Annotated in this window: 16 protein-coding genes; 10 read left to right on the top strand and 6 right to left on the bottom strand. The window is 70.4% G+C overall.

What is annotated here, in order from left to right; genetic code table 11:
* The first annotated feature begins 26 nt into the window (after nt 1-26).
* From KFLA_RS11865 to KFLA_RS11895, 7 genes are all read left to right on the top strand, one after another.
* Entirely contained in the window at nt 27-1121 is a 1095-nt protein-coding gene (locus KFLA_RS11865; RefSeq protein WP_012920028.1) for a mandelate racemase/muconate lactonizing enzyme family protein, read from the top strand.
* Between the two features lie 103 nt (nt 1122-1224).
* Entirely contained in the window at nt 1225-2250 is a 1026-nt protein-coding gene (locus tag KFLA_RS11870; RefSeq protein WP_012920029.1) for an aspartate-semialdehyde dehydrogenase, read from the top strand.
* A gap of 201 nt (nt 2251-2451) precedes the next feature.
* Nucleotides 2452-4287 (top strand): AMP-dependent synthetase/ligase, encoded by a 1836-nt coding sequence (locus KFLA_RS11875; RefSeq protein WP_012920030.1) that lies wholly within the window; start codon nt 2452-2454, stop codon nt 4285-4287.
* Between the two features lie 218 nt (nt 4288-4505).
* Complete coding sequence (locus KFLA_RS11880) at nt 4506-6551, top strand: transglycosylase domain-containing protein (RefSeq protein ID WP_237706778.1); 2046 nt, start codon at nt 4506-4508, stop codon at nt 6549-6551.
* 274 nt (nt 6552-6825) lie between these two features.
* A complete protein-coding gene (gene hemW, locus KFLA_RS11885; protein WP_012920032.1) occupies nt 6826-8031 on the top strand; it encodes a radical SAM family heme chaperone HemW in 1206 nt (401 codons plus the stop codon).
* 242 nt (nt 8032-8273) lie between these two features.
* The gene (locus KFLA_RS11890) at nt 8274-9590 is read left to right on the top strand and encodes an ABC transporter substrate-binding protein (protein ID WP_237706779.1); all 1317 of its coding nucleotides are present in this window, start codon (nt 8274-8276) and stop codon (nt 9588-9590) included.
* A 140-nt stretch (nt 9591-9730) separates the two neighbouring features.
* Nucleotides 9731-10750: a LacI family DNA-binding transcriptional regulator gene (locus KFLA_RS11895; RefSeq protein ID WP_012920034.1), complete on the top strand. Its 1020-nt coding sequence runs from the start codon at nt 9731-9733 to the stop codon at nt 10748-10750.
* Between the two features lie 107 nt (nt 10751-10857).
* Here the strand turns inward: KFLA_RS11895 and KFLA_RS11900 are convergent, their stop codons facing one another.
* Both KFLA_RS11900 and KFLA_RS11905 read right to left on the bottom strand, forming a co-directional pair.
* Nucleotides 10858-11691: a hypothetical protein gene (locus KFLA_RS11900; protein WP_012920035.1), complete on the bottom strand. Its 834-nt coding sequence runs from the start codon at nt 11689-11691 to the stop codon at nt 10858-10860.
* Entirely contained in the window at nt 11684-12367 is a 684-nt protein-coding gene (locus KFLA_RS11905) for a hypothetical protein (RefSeq protein ID WP_012920036.1), read from the bottom strand. Before KFLA_RS11905 ends, KFLA_RS11900 begins: the two co-directional genes overlap by 8 nt.
* A 129-nt stretch (nt 12368-12496) precedes the next feature.
* On the opposite strand from KFLA_RS11905, the gene KFLA_RS11910 reads away from it, so the two are divergent.
* Nucleotides 12497-15067 carry a DUF3376 domain-containing protein gene (locus KFLA_RS11910; protein WP_012920037.1) on the top strand — a complete coding sequence of 857 codons (2571 nt, stop codon included), beginning with the start codon at nt 12497-12499 and terminating at the stop codon, nt 15065-15067.
* Nucleotides 15068-15083: 16 nt separating this feature from the next.
* Here KFLA_RS11910 and KFLA_RS11915 read toward each other — a convergent pair whose 3' ends face one another.
* The 4 genes from KFLA_RS11915 to KFLA_RS11930 form a co-directional block, all read right to left on the bottom strand.
* On the bottom strand, nt 15084-15908 hold the full coding sequence (locus KFLA_RS11915; protein ID WP_012920038.1) for a DUF3097 domain-containing protein: 825 nt from the start codon (nt 15906-15908) through the stop codon (nt 15084-15086).
* Nucleotides 15909-15962: 54 nt separating this feature from the next.
* Nucleotides 15963-16358 (bottom strand): type II toxin-antitoxin system VapC family toxin, encoded by a 396-nt coding sequence (locus KFLA_RS11920; RefSeq protein ID WP_012920039.1) that lies wholly within the window; start codon nt 16356-16358, stop codon nt 15963-15965.
* Between the two features lie 36 nt (nt 16359-16394).
* A complete protein-coding gene (locus KFLA_RS11925; protein WP_012920040.1) occupies nt 16395-17918 on the bottom strand; it encodes an NCS1 family nucleobase:cation symporter-1 in 1524 nt (507 codons plus the stop codon).
* Nucleotides 17919-17994: 76 nt separating this feature from the next.
* Complete coding sequence (locus tag KFLA_RS11930) at nt 17995-18885, bottom strand: MBL fold metallo-hydrolase (protein WP_012920041.1); 891 nt, start codon at nt 18883-18885, stop codon at nt 17995-17997.
* A 222-nt stretch (nt 18886-19107) separates the two neighbouring features.
* Between KFLA_RS11930 and KFLA_RS11935 the strand changes: the two genes are divergently transcribed.
* Nucleotides 19108-19749, top strand: coding sequence for a ThuA domain-containing protein (locus KFLA_RS11935; protein WP_237706780.1), 642 nt, complete (start codon nt 19108-19110; stop codon nt 19747-19749).
* Nucleotides 19734-20849, top strand: a complete 1116-nt coding sequence (locus tag KFLA_RS11940; protein ID WP_237706781.1) for a Gfo/Idh/MocA family protein — start codon at nt 19734-19736, stop codon at nt 20847-20849. The genes KFLA_RS11935 and KFLA_RS11940 overlap by 16 nt, the downstream gene beginning before the upstream one ends.
* The last annotated feature ends 92 nt before the right edge of the window (nt 20850-20941 follow it).

Consider the following 20941-nt stretch of genomic DNA (forward strand, 5'->3'; position numbering starts at 1 on the left):
CACCTCACCACCGAACGGGAGTCCCCATGTCCTTGGACCGCCATTTCGTCACCGCCGTCGAGAGGTCGGCGATCACCAGCCGGTACCCGCGGACCGTGGGCCGCAACGCCCGGCTGGGCAGTCACGGCAGCGGTGGCGACGCGGAAATCGTGATTCTGCGGACCGACACGGGCAAGGCGGGCTGGGGGCTGGTCGCCGGTGCCCTGCCCGCCGAGGACCAGGTCGTCGGGCGGTCCGTGCTCGACCTGATCGACCCCGCGACCGGCGTACGGGACCAGGCGGTCGCCGGGCTCGACTTCGCCCTGCACGATCTCGTCGGGCAGATCGAGGACCAGCCGGTGTACGCGATCCTGGGCGCGCGGGGGCAGCGGACGATCAGCTGCTACGACGGCGCGATCTACTTCGCCGACCTGGACCCGGACGACGACCCGCGCGGCGTACCGGCGGTGCTGGCCGACTGCGCGGCCGACGACGCGGCGGGGTACCGCGCGTTCAAGCTGAAGATCGGCCGCGGCAACCGCTGGATGGCACGCGCCGCGGGCGATGCCAGGGACATCGAGGTCACCCGTGCGGTCCGGGAGGCCTATCCGGACCACCGCATCCTGGTCGACGCCAACGACGGCTACGACTGCGACGGCTTCATCGCCTACCTGCAGGCCGTCGCCGAGGTCGGCCTGTACTGGGTGGAGGAGCCGTTCCTCGACGACGCGGCCGACCTCGCCCGGCTTCGTGCGCATCTCACCGAAACCGGATCGGCCACGCTGATCGCCGAGGGCGAGAGCAATCCGGAGCTCGACACCCTGCTGAAGATCACCGCCAACGGTGACATCGACGTCCTGCTGATGGACGTCGTGTCCTTCGGCCTGACCAGCTGGCGAGCGGTCATGCCGAAGGTCGCCGAGCTGGGCGCGTACGCGTCCCCGCACGCTTGGGGCCTGCCGCTGAAGACTCTGTACGCCGCGCAGCTGGCGGCCGGCCTCGGCCGGGTCGACACCGTCGAGGGAGTCCCCGGTCAGACCCTGGGCGCCGACACCAGCGCCTACCAGTGGCGCGACGGCGAGCTGACCGTGCCGGACCGTCCCGGATTCGGCATCCCGCTCGACGAGCTCACCGGTCGCTGACGTCCCCCGCTCAGGCCCGGGGTTCCCTCCGCCCAGGGGATCCCGGGCCGCCGCATGCTGGAACTCGGTCGGCCGCCTGCTGGACGGACAGTAGGCTCGCGGCATGCGAGTAGGAGTGTTCGGAGCCACAGGTCAGGTCGGCGGCGTGATGCGGGAACTGCTGGTCGAGCGGGACTTCCCGGTCGACGAGATTCGGTACTTCGCGTCCGCCCGGTCGGCGGGCACGCAGCTGCCGTTCGGCGACGACAAGATCACGGTCGAGGACTCGGCGACGGCGGACTTCGCCGGGCTGGACCTGGCGCTGTTCTCCAACGGCAAGACGGCCTCCAAGGAGCTCGCGCCGAAGGTCGCGGCGGCCGGTGCCGTCGTGGTGGACAACTCGTCGGGCTGGCGGATGGACCCCGAGGTCCCGCTGGTCGTCGCCGAGGTCAACCCGGGCGATCTCGACGTGCTGCCGAAGGGCATCGTCGCCAACCCGAACTGCACCACGATGGCCGCGATGCCGGTGCTCGCGCCGCTGCACCGCGAGGCGACGCTGACCCGGCTGGTGGTGTCGACGTACCAGGCCGTGTCCGGGTCCGGCGGCGCCGGCGTGCGCGAGCTCGAGGACCAGGCCCACGCCCTGGTCGACGGCGCCGGTCGGCTGGCCCGGGGCGCTCAGGGCATCACGCTGCCGCAGCCGCAGGTATACGCCGGGCCGATCGCCTTCAACGTGCTGCCGCTGGCCGGGTCGATCGTTGCCGACGGCACCGGCGAGACCGACGAGGAGCAGAAGCTCCGCAACGAGAGCCGCAAGATCCTGCACTTGCCCGACCTGCTGGTCGCCGGTACCTGCGTCCGGGTCCCGGTCTTCACCGGTCACTCGCTGAGCATCCACGCCGAGTTCGCCGAGCCGATCACGCCCGAGCGGGCCACCGAGCTGCTCGCGGCCGCGCCCGGTGTCGAGCTGGCCGAGCTGCCGACGCCGCTCGCCGCGGCCGGCCAGGACCCGTCGTACGTGGGCCGGATCCGGCAGGACCAGTCGGTGCCCGGCGGCCGGGGCCTGGTGCTCTTCGTCTCCAACGACAACCTGCGCAAGGGTGCCGCCCTGAACGCGGTCCAGATCGCGGAGCTGCTCGCTCAGCGCTGACGACCGCGCGCCCGGGGTGACCGTTGCAGGTGGCAGCGATCCCGGGCAGGCTGTCGGGAACGGACAGTAAGAGCAGGGCCACGGGCCGTGCCGGCATGTTGCGGAAACGTGATCGAGATGGTGCGCTCGGATGAGCCAGGCCCATGGCCACCACGCGTGCTCTCTATTACTCTCCGGTTACTGACCCCTGGGAGGCCAGCCATGAAGCCCGTTGCCGACGGTCCGCAACTCGCGTTGCTCAGTTCCCGCAAGGAACACCTCGCTCAGATGTTCCTCGACCGTGTCGCGGCCACTCCGAACCGGGAAGCCTTCCGCTACCCGTCCGGCGGTGGCTGGACGTCGGTCACCTGGCAGCAGACCGACGAGCTGGTACGCCGTCGCGGCGCCGGCCTGATCGCGCTCGGCGTCGAGCCCGAGCAGCGGGTCGCGGTCGCCGCGAACACCCGGCTCGAGTGGGTCCAGTGCTACCTCGCGGCCGTCGTCGCCGCGGCCGCCACGACCACGATCTACCCGACCACGATGTCCGCCGACGTGGCGTACATCGTCGCCGACGCCGAGGTGCAGGTCGTCTTCGCCGAGGACGCCAGCCAGGTCGCCAAGCTGCGCGAGCACCGGTCCGAGATCCCGTCGCTGCGCAAGATCGTGCTGATCGACGGCGAGCCCGAGCAGCAGGACGGCGACTGGGTGATCAGCCTCGCCACCCTCGACGAACTCGGCGCCCGGCACCTCGCCGACCATCCCGAGGCGATCGACGAGCGGATCGCGCAGATCAAGCCCGAGCACCTGTGCACGCTGGTCTACACCTCCGGCACCACCGGCCGCCCCAAGGGCGTCCGGCTGCCGCACTCGGTGTGGACCTACGAGGGTGCCGCGGTGGAAGGGATCCGGGTGCTCAGCCCGGACGACCTGCAGTACCTGTGGCTGCCGCTGTCGCACGTGTTCGGCCAGGTGCTGCTCGCGGTCCAGTTCCAGATCGGGTTCGCCACCGCGATCGACGGCCGGGTCGACAAGATCGTCGAGAACGCCGCCGTCGTCCAGCCGACCTTCATGGCCGCCGCGCCGCGCGTCTTCGAGAAGGCGCACGGCCGGATCGTCACGATGATGGAGGCCGAGGGCGGCGTCAAGGCGAAGCTGTTCCACTGGGCCTTCGGCGTCGGCCACGAAGTGTCCAAGCTGCGCCAGCAGGGCAAGGAGCCGACCGGCGCGCTGGCTGCGAAGTACCGGCTCGCGGACAAGCTGGTGCTGTCGAAGATCCGCGCCCGGTTCGGCGGCCGGATCCGCTTCTTCGTCTCCGGCTCCGCGGCCCTCGACAAGCGGCTGGCCGAATGGTTCCACGCCGCCGGGCTGCTGATCCTGGAGGGCTACGGCCTGTCCGAGACCGCGGCCGGCTCGACCTTGAACCGGCTCGACAACTATCGCCTCGGCAGCGTCGGACCGGTCTTCCCCGCCGCGGAGTTCAAGATCGCCGAGGACGGGGAGATCCTGATCAAGGGCCCCGGCGTGATGAGCGGCTACCACAACCTGCCCGAGCAGACCGCCGAGGTGATCGACGCCGACGGCTGGTTCCACACCGGCGACATCGGCCACTTCGAGGACGAGTTCCTCTTCATCACCGACCGCAAGAAGGACCTGTTCAAGACCTCCGGCGGCAAGTACGTCGCCCCGCAGGTGATCGAGGGCCGGTTCAAGATGATCTGCCCGTACGCCAGCCAGTTCCTGGTCCACGGTCACCAGCGCAACTTCGTCACCGCGCTGGTCACGCTCGACCCGGACGCGATCCAGGGCTGGGCCGAGGCCAACGGCCTGGGCGGCAAGCCGTACGCGGAGATCGTCACCTCCGACGCGGCCCGGGAGATGGTCCAGGGCTACGTCGACGAGCTCAACGCCGGGCTGAACCGGTGGGAGACGATCAAGAAGTTCACCATCCTCGACCGGGACCTCACCGTCGAGGGCGGCGAGATGACGCCGAGCCTGAAGCTCAAGCGCAAGTACGTCGAGACGCAGTACGGCGATCTGCTGGACAAGATGTACGACTGACCGGCGCTCGGCGGGCGGATGGGTCGCAAGGTCCCCCCGGTGGCTTGCCGGCGGCAGCGCTCAGCGCCCGCCGAGCTTGCCGGAGGCAACCGAAGTCTTTCCTCACAGGTTGCTTACGATCTTCGGTCCACGCCCGCGACCGGACGTACCCTGAAAAGGTGGACGCAGCCGGCAGGGGCGGTCGCAACCTCGTTCAGGCCGTGAACAGGTTCATCGGTTTGAGCGTACTGTCGGGTGCACTGGCAGCGGGGCTGGTGATTCCCCTGACAGGGCTGGTCGGCGTCGGGACGCAGAAGGTGTCCGACGCGGTCGAGAGCTTGCCGCAGGAGCTGACGACCGAGCCGTTGCAGGTGCGGAGCCGGATCTTCGCGGCCGACGGGAGTCTGATCGCCACGCTGTTCGCGCAGAACCGCGTGCCGGTTCCGCTGAACCGGGTCAGTCGGGTGATGCGGCAGGCGATCGTGGCGATCGAGGACGCGCGGTTCTACGAGCACGGCGCGCTCGACGCGAAGGGCACTGTGCGGGCGCTGATCCGGAACCAGACCGAGGGGTCGGTGCAGCAGGGTGGGTCGAGCATCAGCCAGCAGTACGTGAAGATGAGCCTGGTCGAGAAGGCCGCGACGGCGGAGCAACGCGCGGCGGCGACGGCGGTGACGTACCAGCGCAAGCTGACCGAGCTGCGGTACGCGATCGCGCTCGAGAAGGAACTGTCCAAGGACCAGATCCTGGAGCGGTACCTGAACCTCGCGAACTTCGGCGACGGCACATACGGTGTGGAGGCCGCCGCCCAGCACTACTTCCGCACGACCGCCGCGAAGCTCACCCTGCCGCAGGCCGCGCTGCTGGCCGGCCTGGTGAAGAACCCGACCGGCTACGACCCGACGAACGACGCCAAGCGGGCCAAGGACCGGCGCGACGTCGTCCTGCGCCGGATGGAGGAGCTCGGGGTGATCACCGCCGAGCAGGCAGACGACGCGATCCGGACCCCGGTCTTCGATCCGAAGAAGGTCCGAAAGGTGCCCAACGGCTGCGCGGGGGCGCGCTACCCGTTCTACTGTGCGTACGTCGTGTCGAAGCTGCTCCAGAACCCGGCGCTGGGCGCGACGCCGAAGGAGCGGGAACACTACCTGAAGACCGGCGGCCTGTCGGTGACGACGTCACTGGATCCGAGGATCCAGGCGGCCGCGCAGGCGTCGATCAACGAGTACACCAGCCCCCGCGACACCGCCGTCGCTGCGATCACCGTGATCGAGCCGGGCACCGGAGTGGTCAAGGGGATGGCCCAGAGCAGACCGTACGGCAACGGCAGGTACCAGACGGCGTACAACTACAACGTCGAGAAGTCGTACGCCGGTGGCTACGGCGGGTTCCAGAACGGGTCGACGATGAAGGCGTTCACGATCGCAGCGGCGATCGCGAAGGGTTACCCGATCGACTACCGGATCAACTCGCCGGCGCAGATCGACCTCAGTGGTCAGCCATTCCGGACGTGCAAGGGGTATACCAAGGATCCGGACTACCGCCCGCGGAACTCGACCACGAGCGGCGACCTGACCATGGTGGAAGCGGCCCGGGCGTCGACGAACACCTACTTCCTTCAGTTGTCGCAGCGGACCGGGCTGTGCGCGCCGGCCACCATGGCCGCGAAGCTGGGCCTGTACAACGCCCAGAGTCTGGGGGCTCTCGACCAGGTGGTGTCGTTCACCCTCGGCGTCGGCTACGTGACGCCGTTGATGCTGTCGAACGCGTACGCAACCTTCGCGGCCCGCGGCAAGTACTGCATGCCGGTGCTGGTCACCTCGGTCCGGGACAAGTCCGGTCGACCGATCAGCACCACGTCCCCGAGGTGCCGTCAGGTGATCGCGCCACAGGTCGCCGACGGTGTGAACAGGGTGCTCAGCGCCGTGATGGAACCCGGCGGTACTGGGGGCCGGCTCACCTTCGGCCGGTGGGATCTGGCCGGCAAGACCGGGACCATCCAGGACAACCGCGCGGTCTGGTACGCCGGCTACGCGCCGAATCTCGCCGCGGCGTCCGTGGTCGCCGACGCGAACCTGCCGTACACCGACCTGATGTACGGCCACACCCTCGGCGGCCGCGACATCGCCGACCCGACGGGCTCCGGCACGGCCGGCCCGCTGTGGAAGACCGCGATGGAACGAGCCATGCGAGGCCTGCCGCTGCGCCGCTTCACACCCCCGCCAGCCAAGATCCTCGGGGGCGAGAACACCGAACCCCCAGCCGGCAACGACGCAAGCCGCTAGGTCCGAGCCGCAGTGCCTCCGGAGGTGCGCGCAGCTGCCGACGGTAATTCCGCGACCGCCCTCCTCGCGCCCGCCGCCCAAGGATCACCGGATCGGGCGGAAGCCGCGGGGCTGACTCCAGCGTCCGCTCGCCGCCGGCAAACGCCCGCAGCGCCGTACGCAGCTTCTCGTCGAAAGCCCGAGGATCGAAGATCTCCGGCCAGGAGCGCACCGAGTGGTCAAGACGGAGGCCGGGCTTCGGCGGCGCTTCCGTGCGACTCCGTAGCATGGAGACGTGCCGTCGACATTGCCTGAGGGAGAGGTCGCGCCCCGGGACGGGGCGCTGCCGGTCGCTGCGGTGGCTGAGGCGGGGGCGCGGCCGTTCGGGTTCTACCTGCATGTGCCGTACTGCGCGTTCCGCTGCGGGTACTGCGACTTCAACACCTACACGGCCACGGAGCTCGGTGGGGGAGCGTCGCAGGCGTCGTACGCCGAGACGGCGGTGCAGGAGGTCCGGCTGGCTCGGCGGGTGTTGCCGGGGCTGGAGCGGCCGGTGGACACCGTCTTTTTCGGTGGCGGTACGCCGACGTTGCTGCCGGCGCGGGATCTCGGGCGGATGCTGGCGGCGGTGCGGGACGAGTTCGGGCTGGCGGCGGACGCCGAGGTGACGACCGAGGCGAACCCGGAGTCGGTGGACCAGCGGTACCTCGAGGAGTTGCTGGAGGCCGGGTTCACCCGGGTCAGCTTCGGCATGCAGAGCGCCTCCTCGCACGTGCTGCAGATCCTCGACCGCCGGCACACCCCGGGCCGGGCGCTGGAGGCGGTCAAGGAGGCGACGGCGGCGGGCTTCGAGCACGTGAACCTCGACCTGATCTACGGCACGCCGGGGGAGACGCTCGAGGACTGGCGGACGTCGCTGGAGTCGGCCTTGTCCGCCGCGCCGGACCACGTCAGCGCCTACGCGTTGATCGTCGAGGACGGCACCCAGTTGGCCCGGCGGGTTCGTCGTGGGGAGCTGCCGATGCCGGACGACGACGACCTCGCCGACAAGTACGTGCTGGCGGACGACCTGCTGACCCGCGCTGGCCTGTCCTGGTACGAGGTCTCCAACTGGGCCAGGACCGAGGACGCGCGCTGCCGCCACAACGAGCTCTACTGGCGCGGCGACACCTGGTGGGGCGTCGGCCCGGGCGCGCACAGCCACGTCGGCGGCGTGCGCTGGTGGAACGTCAAGCACCCGAGCGCGTACGCCGACCGGATGGCCGCGGGGGAGAGCCCGGCGTACGCGCGGGAGATCCTCGACGAGGAGACCCGGCGGGTGGAGCGCGTGCTGCTGGAGATCCGGCTGCGCGCGGGGCTGCCGCTGGATGTCCTGGACGCCGCCGGGCGGTCCGCCGTACCGGGGCTGGACGGTCTGGTGGACGAGCGGGACGGGCGGTTGGTGCTCACGCGGCGTGGTCGTCTGCTGGCCGACGCCGTGGTTCGTGACCTGCTTCCCTGAAACCGTTCCGGTTCGGACAAATCCGGCAAACTCGCAGGTAACCGAGCCGTCCGTCATCGATGTGGTGCACACCGTGACGAACCGCAGGGGTATGTCCTGAGCAAGCTGACTCTGTATCTCAGCGTGACGGTGTGGTCCTTGACACACTCGGCAGGCACGCTCGAAACTCGGGGACACTTCCGGACAACCGGAGAGCGCTCTCAACCCGTCCCCATGCACAGGGAGCAAGTCACATGCGGCCCATGGCCCGCTATCGCACCGCAGCCGTCGCCCTTGCCTGCAGCCTCACTCTGCTGGTCAGCGCGTGCGCCGGCGCCGACGACCCGGCCGGTGACGCGTCCGTGGACGCCGGCGACGGGCGGCCGGTGGAACTCACCATCGCCACCTTCAACGAGTTCGGCTACAGCGACCTCTACCGCGAGTACGAGGCGGCGCACCCGAACGTGAAGATCACCGAACGCCGGGCCGCCACCGTCGACGAGCACATCAAGAACCTGGAGACGAACCTGGCGTCCGGGTCCGGGATGGCCGACATCGAGGCGATGGAGGTCAGCTGGATCTACAAGTACCTGGCCAAGGCGGACAAGTTCGTCGACCTGCGCGACCACGGCGCGGACGAGCTGAAGTCGCGCTGGCTGGACTGGAAGGTCGCCAGCGCGACCACCTCGGACGGCAGGATCATCGGCTACGGCACCGACATCGGGCCGGAGGCGATCTGCTACCGCCGCGACCTGTTCGCCAGGGCGGGCCTGCCGACCGACCGCGCGGAGGTCGCCAAGCTGTTCCCGGACTGGACGTCGTACTTCGCCGCCGGCCGCCGGTTCAAGGCGAAGATGCCGAACTCGGCCTGGTTCGACTCCGCGGTGCTGACCTGGGAGGCGATGCGCAACCAGCTGATCCAGGCCTACTACTCCAACCAGGACCGCTACCTGGGCGACGAGAACGAGTTGCTGAAGCGGACCTGGGACCAGATCGTCGCCGCCACCGAGGACGGGCTGTCGGCCAAGCTGCCGGCCTGGAGCGACGCCTGGACCAAGGCGTTCCGCACCGACGCGTTCGCGACGATGGCCTGCCCGGGCTGGCTGCTCGGGGTGATCGCCGACAACGCGGGCACGTTCGGCAAGGGCAAGTGGGACGTCGCCGACGTCTTCCCCGGCGGTGGGGGGAACTGGGGCGGCTCCTACCTGACCGTGCCGACCCAGTCGACGCAGCCCGCGGAGGCCGCGAAGCTGGCCGCCTGGCTGACCGCACCGGAGCAGCAGATCAAGGTGTTCAAGAAGGTCGGTTCGTTCCCGTCGACCGTCGACGCCTACGAGTCCGAGCAGGTCACCGCGCAGGTGAACCCGTACTTCAACAACGCGCCGGTCGGCAAGATCTTCGTCAACCGGGCGAACAACGTGATCCTCAAGCAGCACAAGGGTCCGCGCGACGGTGAGATCAACCAGGTCTTCACCGAGGCGCTGGCCCGGGTGGACGAGGGCAAGCAGTCGTCGTCGGCCGCCTGGAAGCAGGCGCTGCGCGAAGCCGACAAGGCCGCCAACACCCGCGTCGGTAACTAGGCACCAGAACGCCTCACCCGCCGCGTAACCCTACCCCGAGCCTGTCGGCCGCCGTTCCGGCTCGTCGCGGCGGGAAATGTGCGCGGCGGAGGGTGTCGACGTACTACCGTGTGGAGGTCATGTCGCGTAGGGGAGGTCCCATGGCATTCGAGGGTCACGGCGGTGGGACTCCGACCTTGGAGCAGGTGGCCGCGCTGGCCGGGGTGTCACGGGCGACCGTGTCCCGGGTGGTGAACGGGTCCCCGAAGGTGCTGCCGGACACGGTGGCCGCGGTCGAGCGGGCGATCGGCCAACTGGGCTATGTGCCGAACCGGGCCGCCCGGGCGCTGGTGACGCGCCGTACCGACTCGGTCGCGCTGGTGGTGCCGGAGCCGGACAGCCGGGTCTTCTCCGACCCGTTCTTCGCCGGCATCCTGCGGGGCGTGAGCATGACGCTCGCCCCGACGTCGTCACAGCTGGTGCTGCTGATCGAGCCGGCCGAGGGCGACGACCAGCGGCTGCTGCGGTACTTGCGTGGCGGTCACGTCGACGGCGCGATCATCGTCAGCCACCACGGCCGCGACAACGTGCTGCAGGAGCTCGCCCAGCTGCCGCTGCCGATCGTCTTCAGCGCCCGGCCGCTCGGGGTCGAGGTGCCGGTGGCCAGCGTCGACGTCGACAACGTCGCCGGCGCCCGGACCGCGGTCGAGTACCTGCTGTCCAAGGGGCGGCGCAAGCTCGGCACGATCGCGGGCCCGCTCGACATGACCGCGGGCATCGACCGGCTGACCGGCTACCAGCAGGTCGCCGAGGAGGCCGGCTTGCCGCAGGCCGTTGCCTACGGCGACTTCACCGCCGAGGGCGGCGAGCAGGCCGCGATCCGGCTGCTCGACGAGCACCCGGAGCTGGACGGCATCTTCGTGGCCAACGACCTGATGGCGACCGCGACCCTGCGGGTGCTGTCGGAGCGCGGCCGGCGGGTGCCGGACGAGGTCGCGGTGATCGGGTTCGACGACTCGGTGGTCGCGACCACGACCACGCCGCAGCTGACCACGATCCGCCAGCCGGTGGAGCGGCTCGGCGCCCGGCTGGCCGAGCTGCTGCTGGCCAAGATCGGGGGCGCCGACCTGACCAGCCCGGAGATCTACGCGACCGAGCTGATCATCCGCGGCTCCGCCTGACCCCCCACCATTTCCGGGGATATCCCGCCAAATGCTGGGTTCACCGGCGGAATTCGGCCGGGTGGACCCAGCACTTGGCGGGTTCTCCCCTCACATGGTGGGGAGGATTACGGGGGGTCGTTCTGGAATTGGAACTGGACTCGGATCGAGGAGTCGAGGGACACCACCAGCGTGGTGTTCGACGGGGTCCAGCGTTCGGGGACCAGGAACAGGCGGTTCTCGCCGACGACCAGCAGGCGCAGGCCGCGGTAGCGGTAGTTGAAGGTCTGGCCGGCGCCGGCCCGCAGCGCGGTCTCCTCCAGGCCGGGGGAGCGCAGCTGGAGGCGTTCCTTGGTGTCGAGAATGACGACCGGGAACTGGCCGAGGTTCTGCGCGTCGGACTTGGCCAGCCCGCGGCCGGAGTACTGCGCGGTGGTGGCGGTCGCCCAGAACGCGCAGGTCGTGGTGACCACGCCGAGCAGCACGATCAGGATCACCGGCGGTCGCTGGTCGGCAAGATGGGCGGACAGGTAGGAGAGATAGCCGAGCGCGGCCGCGGCCAGGCCGATCAGCAGCGGGACGACGAGCGGGTAGTACGGGACGTGGCCGATCGCCGGGTAGAGGAACAGCGCGACCACGCCGACCAGCAACAGCGCGACGGCAACGACCCGAGTACGGCGTACGGCGGTGGCGGTGGGCTGGATCGCGTTGTGCAGCAGCAGTCCGGCGACGGCGATCAGGGTGAGCACGAGCAGCGGGACCAGCAGCGGCTGCGGACTACGCATCACGTAGTCCTGGGTGCTCAGGCCGATCGTGTCGACGTCGATCCCGAAGTACTCGTACTGGGAGCGCGCGGACACGTAGCCGAAGTAGAACAGCAGCGCGCTGATCAGCGTGACCGGCGCGACGATGCCGGCCGCGAAGCTGACCCAGCGCTCGACCTGGGCCCGCTGGTCAGCCATCCGAGCTGGACGGACTCGGGGCTTCCTCACTGGGCGACTCGGCCGGAGTCTCCACGCTCGGGGTTTCCTCCGGCGGGACGATCACCTGGTCGTCGACGGTGATGGTGAGACTGCCGCCCTTCAGGTGCTCGGCCCTGACCTTGTCGCAGTCCGCCTCGGACTCGCAGGTGATGTCGCCGCGGACGGTCAGCACAGTAGAGCCGTTGCCCACTTTCGTCAGCGCGAGATAGCAGCTGTCGGCACCGCCGAACGGGCTGCCGGGACCACACGCCGGGCCCTGTGGGCACGAGTGAGAACCGAGCTCCAGCACGCTGGAGTTGCTGAGGGCAAAGTCGACCGCGGTGATGGTGACACCGGCCGGCAACTCCGAGCCGCCCCAGGCCGGAGCGAAACAGGCCCTGCCCTTGTCGTCGAACTCGGGCACCCCGCCGACCGGCAGCTTGGCGTTCTTGATCGCGGGCTTCGACTGCGCCGTCTGGGGTTGCTCGGGATCGGTGGGCTCGGGCGACGGTTCACCGGGGTCCTCGGTGGGGTCGTCGGTAGGGTCGGCGGTCGTGGGTGCCGAGGTGCTGACGGTGCTCTCCCCGCCGGCCTCGTCACCGCCGCCGGAGTCGCCGCCGCCACAGCCGGTCAGGCTGAGAGCCACCACGAGCGCGGATGCTTTCCACCAGGACATCCCCACCACCCCCACCCCTCAGGATGACTCTGCGTGCCGCCCGACGGCAACAGTTCGCCGCCGCTTCGTTCACCGTCTGTCGCAGCGGGTCACCGTCGTGGTATCCCTGACAGGAACGAGGGGGGAACCATGTCCGACCACGAGATCCGGATCGCGCTGGTGCTCAACGGAGGCGTCAGCCTGGCGGTCTGGATGGGCGGTGTCACACACGAGCTCGACCTGATCCGCCGTGCCTCGGCAGGCCGCGACGCGCCGGCCGCGCAACCGTACGACGAGCAGCTGGCGCGTCGCTGGCACGAGCTGTGCCACCGCGACGGCGAGGTCCGGCGGGTCGTCGTCGACGTGATCGCCGGCACCAGCGCGGGCGGGCTGAACGGGTCCCTGCTCGCGACCGCCGTCTCGCACGGCTCGACGCTCGACCCAGGCGGCGATCACGGACCGTGGCTGCGGCAGAAGTGGGTCGGGCTGGGGTCGCTGGAGGTCGGCAGGCTGGTCCCGGCCGTCGGCAAGCCGTCCACGTCGGTGCTCGACGGCAACTACTTCCTGACCGAGCTGAACGCGCTGCTCGAAGGCGTCGCGGGGGCCGGCACGGCCTCGGCCGCCGAGCCGGTGACGTTGTTCGTGACCGCCTCCGGCCTCGGCGTCCAGCAGTTCGAGGCCAAGGACGCGGCCGGGCAGCGGTTCGTCGTACCGGATCATCGGTACCTGTTCTGCTTCACCAGCGAGCAGAGCGCCGTGTACGACGGGGCGACGCGCGCGTTCTCGCTGAGCCAGACCAACGGCCTCGCCGACACCCGGTTGCTGGCGCGGGCGGCGCGGGCCTCCGCGTCGTTCCCGGTCGCGTTCGGGCCGGTGCTGGAGACGCCGAAGCTGGCCGCCGCGCCACCACGCATGCAGCCCGGACCGCACCAGGCGGACTCGGGAGCCTGGCTGGTCGACGGCGGCGTGCTCGACAACGCGCCGTTCGGGCCGGTGCTCGACGTGGTCGCCCGGCGCCCGGTGGTCGGCAAGGCCAGCCGGTACGTGCTGTACGTCGTGCCGTCGGCGGGCATCGGGCTGGCCGAAACTCGGTTGCCCGAAGCAACAGAGCCGAACTGGCGGGTGGCGGCGCTGTCGGCGGTGCAGTTCCCGCGCGAGGTCGACTTCCGCTCCGACGTCGAGCAGCTGGAACGCCTGCTGCTGGAGGCGGACGCGTCCTGGTCCGACACCCAGCGGCTGTTCGACCGGTGCGTGCGGCACCCCGAGGACCGGGGCGCGCTGCACGAGGCCGCCAAGCTGCTGCAGCCGGCGTACTCGCGGGGCCGGGCGGCCGGTGGTGTCTGGGAGGCGGTCACGATCGCCTCGCACGACCAGTCGACCGTGCTCGACGCGGCCACGGCGCTGTCGGAGCAGGAGGTGGACGAGGTCCTCGCGTCCGACCACCACCCGTGGGTTCCGGGGCCCGACGGGTCGACGGCGCCACTGCGCTACGACTCCGAAGGCAATCCGTGCTGGCCCTGGGGGACGGGGGCGGCCGAGCGCGTCGTACGGCTGGTCCTGCGGTCGTTGCGCACGCAGATCGACACCGCGGAGCCCGTGGACCGGACCGAGCTGGAGCAGTGGCTGAAGGCGGCGAGCGACGCGCTGCAGAAGGTGCAGGCGGTCCGGGACGCGCTGGCGGACCACTTGGCCGAGGCGGACCTCGACCTGCGGCCGGCCGGTGGAGCCGAGGCGGTCGCGGTCGGGCTGAGCGACATCTTCGAGACGTTGCAGATCCAGCGCGCGCTCGGCGACGAGTTCGCCGGACTGATCACGTCGCTCGGGCCGGTGATGGTGGAAACCGCGCTGGAGGTGGAGATCGTCTCGCGCTGCACCTCGGCGCGCACGCCGCAGCAGCGCAGCGCGCCGTTCCAGTTCCTCCGGCTCGGACCGGACATCCCGCTGACCCTGCTGGACGACCTGCCCGAAGGCTCGATCGCGTACGACCTGAAGGACCGGATCCTGTACGGCACGCAGGTCGGGCACTTCGGTGCGTTCGGCGCGGCCGAGTGGCGCCGGTGGGACTGGCTGATGGGCCGGCTGCACTGCGTCGCCCACCTCGGCGCGATGCTCGGCGCCGACGCGGCCTGGATCCGCGAGACCCAGCGGCAGGTGCTGGCCGCGGAGGACTGGACCGTCGAGCAGGTCGCGCAGCAGGTGCAGAAGCTCGCCGACGACTTCCCGGTCGACGCCGGGCTCAGCGCGCTGACGACGATGCGGGACGAGCTGAACACCTCGAAGGAAGGTCGGGCCACGACGAAGGGTCTGGCCGACCGGATGATCGACGTGTCCGGCGGGGTGAGCCCGCAGGTCGGCGACTGGGTGAAGGCCGCGGCGGCCCGGAAGAACCAGCCGGGATCGTGGTTGCTGCGCACGGTCCGGTGGTTCACCGAGCCGGCCCGGGAGACGTTGTGGGGTCGGCTGGTGCGGGACGCCGACCTCGGGGTGGCGCGCCGGCCGTTGCTGTTCCAGCAGCGGCTGCCGCTGGCCGCGGCCGGCGTCGGCGTGCTGCTGCTCGTGGTCGCGGGCGTGGTCGACGTGGCCGGGGTGCGGATCGTGGCGGCGCTGCTGGCCGGGATCGTGCTGACCGTGGCGGCGGCGCTGTTCGTCGTCTCCTGGTACGTCCGGCGAGCCCGCCGCCGCATCCGCTCGTGGATCGAGCAACGCCTCCCGGAAATGTAGGTCGGGTCTCCCCGACCTAGTCCATCGTCACGAAGTCGATGAGCTCCTCGACCCGGCCGAGCAGGGCCGGCTCGAGGTCGGCGAAGCTGTTCACCTTCGACAGGATGTGCTTCCAGGCGGCGGCGACGTCGGCCTGGTCGGTGGCGGGCCAGCCGAAGGTGCGCAGGACACCCTTCTTCCACTCCTCGCCGGGCGGGATGCGCGGCCACTCGGCGATGCCGACCGAGGACGGCTTGACCGCCTCCCAGATGTCGATGAACGGGTGACCGACGACCAGCACGTGCGGATTGGTCACCTGGGCCGCGATGCGCGACTCCTTCGAGCCCTCGACCAGGTGGTCGACCAGGACACCGAGCCGTCGGCCCGGTCCGGGCCGGAACCGGTTCACGATGCCCGGCAGGTCGTCGACGCCTTCCAGGTACTCGACCACGACGCCCTCGATCCGCAGGTCGTCGCCCCAGACCCGCTCGACCAGCTCGGCGTCGTGCCGGCCCTCGACGTAGATCCGGCTGGCCCGCGCCACCCGGGCCCGGACGTTGTCGACGGCCACCGAGCCCGACGCGGTCCGGGTCTTCTTGGCCGGCCCGCTCTTCTTCGGCGCGACCAGGCTCACCGGCTTGCCGTCCACCCAGAATCCCGGCCCCATCGGGTAGGTCCGGACCTTGCCGAACCGGTCCTCCAGGTCGACGACGCCGTGCTCCCAGCGCACCACCGCCCCGACGAAGCCCGAGCTCGGCTCCTCGACGACCATGCCCTTTTCCAGCTCGATGTCGACGGTCCGCCCGTTCTTCGGCTTCCGCCAGTCCCCGGCCAGCACGTCGTTCCCATACCTGTCAGCCATCCCCAAACCGTATGCCGCAACCCGCTGCCGCCGCAGGCGACCCGCCCAGCAGCCTCAGGCCGCGAGCACCGGTACGTCGTACGCGTGGATCGCACTGTCGCGGGTCACCAGGGTGAGACCTTCGATCCGCGCCTGGGCGACCAGCATCCGGTCGAACGGGTCACGGTGGAGAAGCGGAAGCGCGCCGGCCTCCTGAGCGTGCACCAACCGGATCGGCAACTCACCCACGCCGCCGTCCAGCACGACCTCCGAGAAGTCCTCCGGGACGGTCACCTTGCCGGCCGCGGCCTTGATCGACAGCTCCCAGACGGTCGCGGCGCTGACGTACACCTCGAGCTCGGTGTCGATCCGGTCCTTCAGCTCGCCCGACAGCTCGGGCCCGTCGGCCAGCCACCAGAGCAGCACGTGCGTGTCGAGCAACAACCGGCCGTACGGGCGGTGCCGGCTCACGACGGGGGATCGAAGTCGTCGGCCAACTCAATCCGGTCAGAACGTCGGGGCCGCGTGCACGGCTTTGTCGGTGCGGTGGGGGAAGGCGACGGTGAGGCCCACGTAGCCGAGGAAGCCGGCGAGCAGGCCGACGACCCAGGAGTAGTCGTAGAGCGGCTGCAGGAAAGGAATCAGGCCCTCGGTGGGGAACGGGCCGCCGTACGCGCCGCCGACGGCGAGGACCGAGCCGACGAGGGTGGCGACGACGGCTCGCCAGTTCCAGCCGGCGGAGTACCAGTAGCGGCCGTTGACCAGGTAGAGGTCGGCGAGGAAGAGGTTGGTGCGGTCGACGAACCAGTACCCGGCGATCAGGACGCCGGCGACCGAGGCGAGCAGACCGCCGTAGAAGGACAGCCAGGCGAAGATGTAGATGTCCGGGTCCGAGATCAGCCGCCAGGGCTGGATCAGCACGCCGATCACGCCGGTGAGCAGGCCGGCGGTGCGGAAGTTCAGCCAGCGCGGCAGGGCGTTGGCGAAGTCGTACGACGGGCTGACGACGTTCGCCGCGACGTTGCACGACATCGTCGCCAGAATCGCCATCACCAGGCCGATCGTGACCACCAGCGGGTTCTCGAACCGGCGGGTCAGCTCGACCGGGTCCCAGATCGCCGAGCCGTAGACGACCACGGTGCCGGAGGTGGTGACGATCGAGACCAGTGCGATGAACGACATCGTGGTCGGCAGCCCGATGATCTGGCCGAGCACCTGCTGGCGCTGGCCCTGCCCGAACCGGGTGAAGTCGGGCATGTTCAGCGACAGCGTGGCCCAGAACGCGATCATGCCCATCAGCGACGGCGCGAAGATCTTCCAGAAGTCGGCGTCCCAGCCGAGCGTCGACGGCTGCGACAAGATCGGCCCCGGCCCGCCGGCCTTGACCAGGATCGCGATCATCAGCGCCAGGAACGCGACCGTGACCAGCGGCGCGGCCCAGTTCTCGAACCGCCGCAGCCCTTCGATGCCGCGCCAGATCAGCCACATCTGCAGCGCCCAGAAGACCGCGAAGCTGAGCCACAGCGTCCACGGGTGCCCGGCGATCGCCGTCGCGTCCCGCCAGCCCGCGCCGGCCAGCTCACCGACGATGACGTGGATCGCCTGGCCGCCGATCCAGGTCTGGATGCCGAACCAGCCGCAGGCCACGAAGGCCCGCAGCAGCGCCGGGAAGTTCGCCCCGCGCACGCCGTAGAAGGCCCGCGCGAAGACCGGGAACGGGATGCCGTACTTCGTGCCCGCGTGACTGTTCAGCAGCAGCGGCACCAGCACGATCAGGTTGCCCAGGGTGATGGTCAGGAAGGCCTGCAACCAGTTCATCCCGAGCGTGACCAGTCCCGACGCGAGCAGGTAGCTGGGGATGTTGTGCGCCATCCCCATCCACAGCGCCGCGTAGTTGTACGTCGTCCAGCGCCGTTCGGCCAGCCGCGTCGGGGCCAGCTCGGCGTTGCCGTACCGGCTGGTCGCCACCGCCTCGGGATCGGTCAGCTCGACGCGTCCGTCCGGGTGGTAGGTCTGTTCCGTGCTCGTCATCCTCGCCACCCCATCCGGTCGATGCTTCGCAACAACCTGCGGGATGCGCACTCACCGTGTCAACGGATAACCACGATCAGTGGTCCGCGCCCGGTCCCAGTAGCGGTAGCGTCGGGCGCCGCGGGGCGCCCAGGACGGCGTAGCCGCGGCGTACGGCCTGCTCCAGGTGGTCGATCGGCCAGGGCCAGTCGTCGGTGTGCCGCAGCGCGTTCTCGAGCGAGGTGCCGGCGTGGTGCAACCCGGAGATGGTGTTCGCCACCGTGCCGAGATCGCCGGCCTGGTCGCGCACGAAGTCCGCGTCGACGACCGCGCCGTGCCCCGGCACCACCTTGGACTCCGTGCCGAGCAGGCCGATCACCCGGTCGAGCGTCTCGGGCCACTCCAGCGGGTACGAGTCGTCGCCGAACGACGGGGGAGCGGACTGCTCGACCAGGTCGCCGACGAAGTACACGTCCGCGTCCGGGACGACGACCACGACGTCCCCGTCGGTGTGCGCGTTGCCCAGGTGCAGCAGCTCGACCCGCCGATCGCCCAGGCCGATCACCTTGGCCACCGCGAACGTGTGGTCGATCGCGACGAGCCCGGTCGCGGCCACCTCGGCCAGCACCTCGGCCGGGATGTCCGGGTACGCCGGGTCGGGGCCCGGGGCGGCGCGGTAGTGCTGCTGCAGCGCGGGTCCTCGCTCGGCGAGCGCGGCCGCGGCGTTCTCGTGCGCGTAGCGGGCGGCCTCGGTGAAGACCCCGTTGCCGAAGGTGTGGTCGAAGTGGGCGTGGGTGTTGACCACCCAGCGGACCGGCGCGTCGGTCAGCTCGCGGATCTCGGCCAGCAGTTCGGTGGCCTGCGCGGTGGAGGCCCTGGTGTCGACCACCAGCGCACCCTCACTGCCGACCACGAGTCCGACGTTCACGTCCCACTCGCGATACCGGCGGACCCAGCATCGATCACCCAGCTCGGTCCACTCGCTCATGTTCCGACCCTAACCGGCGCCCCTGCTCAGCGCGTCAGCACGTCACCCTGCCGCACCTGCGACCGCTCGACACCCATCCGGCGAACCCTCCGGCGTGGCCGGTGGCGGCAACCGATATCCATTCACCGGAACGGGGGTTGTAGGGACTTCGAGCGCCACCTAGGGTCGCGTAGGCGGCTCCGACAGATCGGACCTCTTGGCCAGCGGAGAAGGGCGGGCGGCGTGACGACACGACGAGCACTGGTGGTGCGGGGCGGCTGGGAAGGCCATCTCCCGGTCGAGGCGACCGACCTGTTCGTCCCGTTCCTGCGGGACAACGGCTTCGAGGTCACGGTCTCCGGAAGCACCTCCAGCTACCTCGACCTGGACGGCACCGACCTGGTGCTGCAGTGCATCAGCATGGGCGAGATCACCGCCGAGGAGCTCAAGGGACTGGAGACCGCGGTCCGCAACGGCACCGGTCTGGCCGGCTGGCACGGCGGCATCGTCGACTCGTTCCGGAACAGCTCCGACTACCAGTTCATGACCGGAGGCCAGTTCGTCTCCCACCCGGGCGGGTTCGTCGACCACCGGATCGACGTCGTGGCCGACCACCCGATCGTCGCGGGCCTCGAGTCGTTCGACCTGCACACCGAGCAGTACTACGTGCACGCCGACCCGACCAACACCGTGCTGGCGACCACCACGTTCAAGGCCCACCCGGACTTCCCGTGGATCGAGGGCGCCACCATGCCCGCGGTCTGGACCCGCACCTGGGGCGAAGGCCGCGTCTTCGTCTGCACCCCCGGGCACAGCCTGGCCGACCTCGCCGTACCGGAGGTCCGGACCATCGTCGAGCGGGGACTGCTGTGGGCCGCCAAGTGAGCGACGCGGTGTCCCGGGTCGGTGTCGTCGGCACCGGCGTGATCAGCGGCACCTACCTCGAGCACCTGGCCCAGCTGCCCGGCGTCGAGGTGGTCGCCGTGGCCGACCTGGACGTCTCGCGGGCTCAGACCGTGGCTGCCGCGTACCCCGGAGTCCGGGCGTTGTCATCGGACGACCTGATGGCCGACCCGGACGTCGACATCGTGCTCAACCTGACCATCCCGGCCGCCCACGCACCCGTGCACCAGGCCGCCCTGCAGGCCGGCAAGCACACGTACGGCGAGAAGCCGCTGGCCGTCGACCGGGCCGAGGCGGAGCCGCTGCTCAAGCTCGCCGCCGCCAACAACCTGCGCATCGGCTGTGCGCCCGACACCGTGCTCGGCACCGGCACGCAGACCGCCCGGGCGGCGATCGACCGCGGCGACATCGGCGTACCCACGGCGGCGACTGCGGCGTTCGTCACGCCCGGCCACGAGCTGTGGCACCCGGCGCCGGAGTTCTACTACCAGGCCGGCGGCGGACCGCTGCTCGACATGGGCCCGTACTACGTGACCAGTCTGGTCACGCTGCTCGGCCCGGTTCGCCGGGTCACCGGGCGCGCCGGGCGCTCGCAGGAGCAGCGCAAGGTGCACACCGGGCCCCGGGCCGGCACGACGTTCGCGGTGGACGTGCCGACCCATGTCACCGGCATTCTCGAGCACGCCTCGGGCGCGCTGACGACCGTGCTGATGTCGTTCGACGTGTGGGCCGCGCGGCTGCCCCGGATCGAGATCCACGGCACCGAAGGCAGCCTGTCGGTGCCCGACCCCAACCACTTCGACGGCACCGTCGAGCTCGCCACCGCCACCCAGCGGGACTGGACCCCGCTCCCGGTGGCCGGCGGGTACGCCGGGGCAGGCCGCGGGGTCGGTGTCGCCGACATGGCCCGCGCCATCCGCACCGGTGAGCCGCACCGGGCCGACGGAGCGCTGGCGTACCACGTGCTCGACGTCCTGGAGTCGCTGCTCGAAGCGGCCGCCCAGGACCAGCCGGTGGACGTCGCGAGTACGGTCGACCGGCCGGCCGCAGTACCGTTGGGAGCCTCCCCCGAAACAGCCTGACGAGCCATCTGTCGCTACGGCTCGGTAGACTGGCACTCGGGCTGTCTGAGTGCCAGTCGAGAGATGCTGGGCCGATGCTGAGAGAGGGTGGT

The sequence above is a fragment of the Kribbella flavida DSM 17836 genome, assembly GCF_000024345.1.
Taxonomy (GTDB): Bacteria; Actinomycetota; Actinomycetes; order Propionibacteriales; family Kribbellaceae; genus Kribbella; species Kribbella flavida.

Excerpts from the sequence above, each read along its gene's own strand:
- KFLA_RS11915 (WP_012920038.1), bottom strand. The coding sequence starts at position 15,908 with ATGGCTGACAGGTATGGGAACGACGTGCTGGCCGGGGACTGGCGGAAG.
- KFLA_RS11930 (WP_012920041.1), bottom strand. The coding sequence starts at position 18,885 with ATGAGCGAGTGGACCGAGCTGGGTGATCGATGCTGGGTCCGCCGGTAT.
- KFLA_RS11910 (WP_012920037.1), top strand. The coding sequence starts at position 12,497 with ATGTCCGACCACGAGATCCGGATCGCGCTGGTGCTCAACGGAGGCGTC.
- KFLA_RS11895 (WP_012920034.1), top strand. The coding sequence starts at position 9,731 with ATGGCATTCGAGGGTCACGGCGGTGGGACTCCGACCTTGGAGCAGGTG.
- KFLA_RS11925 (WP_012920040.1), bottom strand. The coding sequence starts at position 17,918 with ATGACGAGCACGGAACAGACCTACCACCCGGACGGACGCGTCGAGCTG.
- KFLA_RS11900 (WP_012920035.1), bottom strand. The coding sequence starts at position 11,691 with ATGGCTGACCAGCGGGCCCAGGTCGAGCGCTGGGTCAGCTTCGCGGCC.
- KFLA_RS11865 (WP_012920028.1), top strand. The coding sequence starts at position 27 with ATGTCCTTGGACCGCCATTTCGTCACCGCCGTCGAGAGGTCGGCGATC.
- KFLA_RS11870 (WP_012920029.1), top strand. The coding sequence starts at position 1,225 with ATGCGAGTAGGAGTGTTCGGAGCCACAGGTCAGGTCGGCGGCGTGATG.
- KFLA_RS11875 (WP_012920030.1), top strand. The coding sequence starts at position 2,452 with ATGAAGCCCGTTGCCGACGGTCCGCAACTCGCGTTGCTCAGTTCCCGC.
- KFLA_RS11905 (WP_012920036.1), bottom strand. The coding sequence starts at position 12,367 with ATGTCCTGGTGGAAAGCATCCGCGCTCGTGGTGGCTCTCAGCCTGACC.
- KFLA_RS11890 (WP_237706779.1), top strand. The coding sequence starts at position 8,274 with ATGGCCCGCTATCGCACCGCAGCCGTCGCCCTTGCCTGCAGCCTCACT.